Below are 6,068 nucleotides of genomic sequence, written 5' to 3'. Positions count from 1 at the left end.
ACCAGCCGCTCCCGCGGCGGGCACTCCCTCACCCAGCCTGATCCAAACGAAAGACCCTAGAACCGGGCCGTCCTGGAAGGGGCCGTCCTCCGTCTTTCGGCCCACTAGGCTGAGTGATGTAGCTCGCACGCAATACCCCGGGAGGGATCGCACGATGGCCGATGCGGCGGACAAGGAACGTCAGAAGGAAGAGCTGTACGCCCTGGACATCTCCGGTGTGGAGTGGCTCGGCGCGCCCGGGACGAGTCCGGACGAGGAGCGGGTGGAGATCGCGTATCTGCCGGAAGGCGCCGTCGCGATGCGGTCGTCGCAGGATCCGGAAACGGTGCTGCGGTATACGAAGGCGGAGTGGGACGCGTTCGTCCTGGGCGCCCGGGACGGGGAGTTCGACCTCAAGTAACGGCGGACTCGGGCAACGAAGAACTCAAGCAACGGCGAAGGGGGTGTCCGCGCGGCGGACACCCCCTTCGGTACGTACGGCGGATCAGCCCATCTGCATACGGAACCGGGCCGCGTTGCCACGGTCGGTGTCCTGATAGCCGATGACCGACTCGTCGAGCAACTGGGCGAGACGGGCCAGGTCCTGGTTCATCCCGGACATGTCGCGGGTGAGGCGGTCCTGGCTCTCGCGGTAGGCGACCTTGGCCTCACCTTCCCAGTTCTCGGCGACGGCCCTGACCTTGGCCATCAGATCTTCGAGTTCCTGGTTGAGCTGAGTGGCGGTCAGCCGGACGTCTCCGGCCGCCTGGGTCACCGTGTCGTAATTGACGGCAGTCGTCATGTCATGCTCCTCAAGACGGAATTCGGCGGGAGGTGGCGGAGGGCGGCTCAGGCCATCCCGAGAATGGCGCTCTGGCCCTGGGAGGAGTCGTCCATCCGCCGGAAGGACGCGATGCGGTCCTCTTCCTGCTGGGTGAAACCGTCGGCGCTCATCCGCATGATCTCTTCGAGCTTGACCAGCTCGACGCGCATGTTCCGCAGGCGCTGGTTCAGATCGTTCTGCACCCGGTCGTACTCCTTGCTGGCCGCGCCCTGCCAGCCCGCCTGGATACGGTCCACCACACCGTTGAGGGAGGTGATACGCGACTGAAGCTCGTCGTGGAAGCCCTGGATCTTGTTGGCGAGATCAATTTGATCTCCACTGGTGACATTCAGATCCTTCGACATCTTGCCCCTTCTTCCTGTCTTCCTGCGATGCGCCATGAGAATCCGCGCGATGGACGGGAAGCACCTCGATGCCGCCCCCGTGTGGAACCGGCGGTCACCCGCACAATCCCGCCGTTCACTTTAGCTACTCGGTACGACAGTTCCAACTGCAAAGTCAGTCATGGGGAGTTGATGCACGTACGGCCCGCCCGGCGGCTTTCGCACGGGTGTCACGGACCACCGTGGCCGCACCCGCGACAACCGCGACCAGCACCGCCGCGATCCCGAGGGCATAGGTCGCATGGCGTTCGGTGCGCTCCTGGGCGGTCTCCGACATCGCCAGATACGCGGGCTCGGGCGCGGGCGGTTCGGGCGGTCCCGGGTCGGGGCTCGGGGACTCGGGCGCGCGGTCGTCCTCGCTCAGCGCGCGGACCGGATCGACCACTCCCCAGCCGACGAAGGCGTCATGGCCGTTGATGCTGCGCTCGGCGGTCTGCTCGATCTGGGCGATGATCTGGTGCGCCGTCCAGTCCGGGTGCTCGGCGCGCAGCAGGGCGGCGACTCCGGCGACATACGGCGCCGAGAAACTGGTGCCGTTGTCGACGCACTGGCCGTTGCCGGGGACGGTCGAGACCATGTCCACGCCCGGCGCGGCCACGCCCACGAACTCGCCGGACTGCGAGAAGGCCGCGCGCTCGTTGTTACGGTCGGAGGAGGCGACGGCGAGGACACCCTCGAAGGCCGCCGGATAGGTGTTCTTCTGCCGGCCGTCGAGGCCGTCGTTGCCCGCGGAGGCGACGACGACGATCTCCGCCTCGACGGCACGCGCCACGGCTCGGCCGAGGTCGGAGTCGGGGCCGAGAGGCTTGGTGGTGTCCTGGGAGATGTTGATGACATCGGCGCCCTTGTCGATGGCATGGCCGATCGCGGCGGCCATGGTCGACTGGTCGCCGCTGTTCTGCTCGTCGTTCTGGCGGATCGGGATGATCGTGGCCTCGGGAGCGAGCCCTACGAAGCCGGTGCCCGCGCGTGGGCGCGCGGCGATGATTCCCGCGACCTTGGTGCCATGGCCGACACGGTCGTCCGTGCCGTCGGCCGGTGAGCCCTTCTCCATCTTCTTGGCCAGGAACTCCGTGCCCAAGGAGGTGTCGACGGCCGACTTGAGCTGCGGGTTGGCGTTGTCAACTCCGGTGTCGATGACGGCCACCCGTACTCCCTTGCCCTTGGTGTCCGCCCACAGCTCGTCGAGCATCACCCGCTGGAGGGCCCACGGAGTACCCGCGATCTGCGTCTTCATCGGGAAGCTGCACTCGCCGCTGCCGTCGGTACGGAGGTTCCCGGGCCGCCCGCCGGGCCGCTCACCGGCGTATGCCGCCGGAGGCAGGGCCGACAGACCGGTGAGGGCCATGGCGGCGGTCAGCAGGGCGGTCCTGCGGCGCGCGTACGGCATCGCCCGTACTCCCCTCATGAGCAGCGCTCCTCTCATGAGCCCTGAGGCTGACGGGCGCTGTTGGTGTCGAGCCGCGGGCCCTTGGACAGGAACTCCGACCAGGCGATGGGGACCAGGCTCGGAGTGACCTCCTCGTAGCCGAGCCGGATCTGTGCCTGGCTGGGCTCGGGCCTGCCGTCCTGCTGCTCCTGCTGACCGCCGGTGCCGATGTCGGAGCGGGCCGCGTCGCTGTCGCCGTTCGCCTGTACCGCGTACCGCAGTCCGGTGTCGGTCACCAGGAAGAGCGATCCGTCGGGACGGGTCTGCTGTCCCTGGACCTGCGTGTAGAGCAGACCACTGCCGGGAGTGACATAGGTGCTGGTGCCTCCGGCGGTGATGTCCGCCGGATACGAGGGCCCGGCCCAGGTGGACAGGGCCGTACCGCCCTTGTCGTCAACCTTGCGCAGCACACTGCACACGGTGTCCCGGGCGCCCTCGCCGCCGACCGCGTTGACCTGCGTGGCCTTCTGCTCGGGCCAGCGGTACTCGGAGGCGAAGAACGCGGACTCGGGAGTGAACGAGGCCGCGTCGACCGTCACGGCCTCTCCGGCCATGTCCAGTTCGTCGGTCTGCGGAGAGTTGATCAGCAGCCAGGCGGTGAAGGCGGTGACCGGCTGGATCCTTCCCGGCAGGACGACATAGTGCTGCGCGCCCGCGCCGGTCTGGGCGCGCAGGACCATGCCGACGCGGTCCTGCGTCCCGGTGAGGCCGCCGCCGACCCCCGCGTCGGCGGCGACCGTGTCGGTGATCTCCGGGAACTCGACCGGGCTGCCGGTGTGGAGCGTGGCGAGCCAGTCGTCGGTGACGGGCTGCGGCGCGCGGCTGCCGACGAGAGCGCGGGTGAGATTGTCGCTGGCCGACTCACGGAGCTGGTACTTGGTGCCAGTCGCGTCCACCAGGAAGCGCGCCTTGTCCTTCTGGCCCTGGACGTACAGCACCTGACCGCCCGTCAACTTGCGCTGTCCCTCCGTCCTGGAGAAGTCGCGCTCCGCGAGGATGAACGCGGCCTTCTGGACGCTCGCGCCGTCGCCGCCGCCCGGCTGCTCGCAGACCGCCCACCGCTTGGCCTTCGCGGCCTCCGTGTCGGACGGCAGCCGGTCCGGCGCGTACGGAATGCCGAGGACCGGACCGCGCGGAGGCCTGCCCGCGTCCAGGATCTTGTCGGGCACCTGGATGACCTTGCTCTGCTGCGGAGTGAGCAGCAGCCGGGCCGAGGCGAGATTGAGCACCGGATGGAGCAGGGTCTGGCTCTTCTTGTCCTTGCCCGGAGTGTTCAGTACGACATAGCGGGTGGTGGAGTCCTTGCCGACGATCACATTGGTGTTCGGCTTGGCCCAGTCCTTGGGAGCGGACGGTTTGAACATGCCCCAGGCGCCGAATCCGGCCAGGATGAGCGCGCCGACGATCACCCCAGGGACCACGGCACGCAGCGGTCTGGGAGCGCCCTCCTCCGTACCGGTGGGCGAAGGTTGGAGAAATGCGGCCACCGTGCGTTTCTTCGCGAAGGTGTACGCGTTCAGCTCGTCCCGCCGTGATGCCATGAGTCCCCATCGGTGAAAAAGGCGAGGTCTCTCCCAGAGGCGGTACCCAGGCCTGGACCTGGTCGGCGTGTCCCCCGGGCCCTGCCTGACTGTCGGACCGGCCCCCTACTATGCCTTGTAGGCCGGGCGCGTATGCGGGGCGGGTAGGGTGATTCAGCCGTCAACGCCCTGGCCGGCCAGGGTGATCGGGACAATCTGGGGGGTTTCTCCATCATGGCTTCCGCGACGCAGACACGGCCCGCGGCGGCGGGGCCGTCCTCCGCCGCCTCCCGGGCTCCGGCGGCGTCCGGACCGAGGGCGGGCGGCCGTCCCGGTCCGTTCCGAATGCAACAACTCGTGCTGATCGAGGTCGCCGCCGCCCTGCTGCTGGTGGCCTGGGTGATCGATCCGCTGCTGCTGATGCCGGCCGGTGTGATCGCCGCGCTGCTGGTGCTGCTGGCGCTGGTCCGCAGACACCGGCGCTCGCTGCCCGAGTGGCTGTCGACGATCGTCGCGCTGCGGGCACGCACGCGCAGGGCCGCCTCGATGGTACTCCCGCCCGGTACGGAACCGGGGCTCGCGCCCGCCGTCGAGTGCGATCCCGCGCTGCGGACGTACTCGTACAGCGACCGTGACCGGCGCCCGGTCGGGATGATCGGCGACGGCACGTTCCTGACGGCCGTGCTCCAGATCGAGTCTCAGGCCACCGCGCTGCGCCCCGACCGCTCGTCCCGTCCGCTGCCCGTCTCGCTCGTACGGGACGTGCTCGATGTGGACGGCATCCGGCTGGAGTCGGCGCAGATCGTCCAGCACACCCAGCCCGCACCGGCCCCGCATCTGCCGGAGCAGTCGGTGGCCGCGCGCAACTACGCGCCGCTCCAGGCGCAGACCGGCTCGCCCGCCATCCGGATCACCTGGATCGCGCTCAAGCTCGATCCCGAGCTCTGCCCGGAGGCGATCACGGCGCGCGGCGGCGGTCTGGCGGGTGCCCAGAAGTGTGTGGTGCGGGCGGCGGACCAGTTGGCGAGCCGGCTGACCGGCGCCGGATTCCGGGCGACGGTGCTGACGGAGCAGGAGCTGACCGCGGCCGTCGCCATCTCGTCCTGCGCCAATCCGCTGGCCATCGCCCAGGCGGGCCGTACGGACACTCCGGGCCGGCGTACGAAGGAGACGGCGCGCACCTGGCGCTGCGACGACCGCAGGCATACGACGTACTGGGTGGGCCGCTGGCCGCAGTTGGGCGGCGGCGGAGCCTCGATGCCGCAGCTCGTCGCGCTGCTGACCTCGATCCCGGCCCTGGCCACCACCTTCAGTCTGACGCTGGGCCGCGGTGAGCGGCAGGGCGTGATGCTCAGCGGGCACATACGGATCACCGGCCGCAGCGACGACGAGCTGGTGACCGCCCGTCATGAGCTGGAGCGCGCGGCCCGCGGGGTGAAGACAGGGCTGGTACGACTGGACCGCGAGCAGCTTCCCGCGATGCTCGCCACGCTGCCGCTCGGGGGTACTCGCTGATGTCCGTACCGTCACACACCGCTCCGGCGGGTCCTACTCCGGCGGGTCCCGCTCCCACGCGCGGCGCGGCCAGGAGCGGCGGCCGGCCGCGGATCGGCTTCGGGCTGATCGGGCCCCGGCGTGAGCGCCATGCCCTCTCGGCCGACCAGTTGGAGGCGTTCGCCCTGCCGGTCGGTGACGACGGCATGGTGATAGGCGTCGATCCGGGGAACAGACCGGCGGTGCTCGGTATCAACCGGCCCACGCCGTACGACATCACACTGATCGGCGGGCTGTGGACGGCGCAGGTGCTGGTGCTGCGCGCGGCGGCGACGGGCGCGCGGATCGCCGTCGAGACGGGCCGGGCGCAGGCCTGGACGGCGCTGGCGCAGGCGGCGGGCGGCGGGCAGCCGGGGGGG

The 6,068-nt window shown here is 69.8% G+C and carries 6 protein-coding genes and 1 pseudogene; 3 read left to right on the top strand and 4 right to left on the bottom strand.

Annotation, left to right across the window (positions count from 1 at the left end):
* Window positions 1–154: 154 nt before the first annotated feature.
* Window positions 155–400, top strand: coding sequence for a DUF397 domain-containing protein (locus GA0115259_RS12450; protein WP_093595193.1), 246 nt, complete (start codon window positions 155–157; stop codon window positions 398–400).
* 84 nt (window positions 401–484) lie between these two features.
* Here the strand turns inward: GA0115259_RS12450 and GA0115259_RS12445 are convergent, their stop codons facing one another.
* The 4 genes from GA0115259_RS12445 to eccB form a co-directional block, all read right to left on the bottom strand.
* The gene (locus GA0115259_RS12445; RefSeq protein ID WP_093595191.1) at window positions 485–781 is read right to left on the bottom strand and encodes a WXG100 family type VII secretion target; all 297 of its coding nucleotides are present in this window, start codon (window positions 779–781) and stop codon (window positions 485–487) included.
* A gap of 47 nt (window positions 782–828) precedes the next feature.
* Window positions 829–1,167, bottom strand: a complete 339-nt coding sequence (locus GA0115259_RS12440) for a WXG100 family type VII secretion target (RefSeq protein ID WP_093595188.1) — start codon at window positions 1,165–1,167, stop codon at window positions 829–831.
* A gap of 154 nt (window positions 1,168–1,321) precedes the next feature.
* The gene (gene mycP, locus GA0115259_RS12435; protein ID WP_370747658.1) at window positions 1,322–2,614 is read right to left on the bottom strand and encodes a type VII secretion-associated serine protease mycosin; all 1,293 of its coding nucleotides are present in this window, start codon (window positions 2,612–2,614) and stop codon (window positions 1,322–1,324) included.
* 14 nt (window positions 2,615–2,628) lie between these two features.
* Window positions 2,629–4,176 (bottom strand): type VII secretion protein EccB, encoded by a 1,548-nt coding sequence (gene eccB / locus GA0115259_RS12430; RefSeq protein ID WP_093595181.1) that lies wholly within the window; start codon window positions 4,174–4,176, stop codon window positions 2,629–2,631.
* A gap of 213 nt (window positions 4,177–4,389) precedes the next feature.
* Between eccB and eccE the strand changes: the two genes are divergently transcribed.
* A complete protein-coding gene (gene eccE / locus GA0115259_RS12425; protein WP_093595178.1) occupies window positions 4,390–5,670 on the top strand; it encodes a type VII secretion protein EccE in 1,281 nt (426 codons plus the stop codon).
* Window positions 5,670–6,068, top strand: a pseudogene (locus GA0115259_RS12420) (hypothetical protein); the annotation flags it as partial. The gene eccE and the pseudogene GA0115259_RS12420, both read left to right, overlap by 1 nt.

This window comes from Streptomyces sp. MnatMP-M17 (assembly GCF_900091995.1).
In the GTDB taxonomy this organism is placed as follows: Bacteria; Actinomycetota; Actinomycetes; order Streptomycetales; family Streptomycetaceae; genus Streptomyces.
The sequence above is the reverse complement of the archived record's forward strand: the minus strand, read 5'-3'. Positions and strand labels throughout refer to the sequence as shown.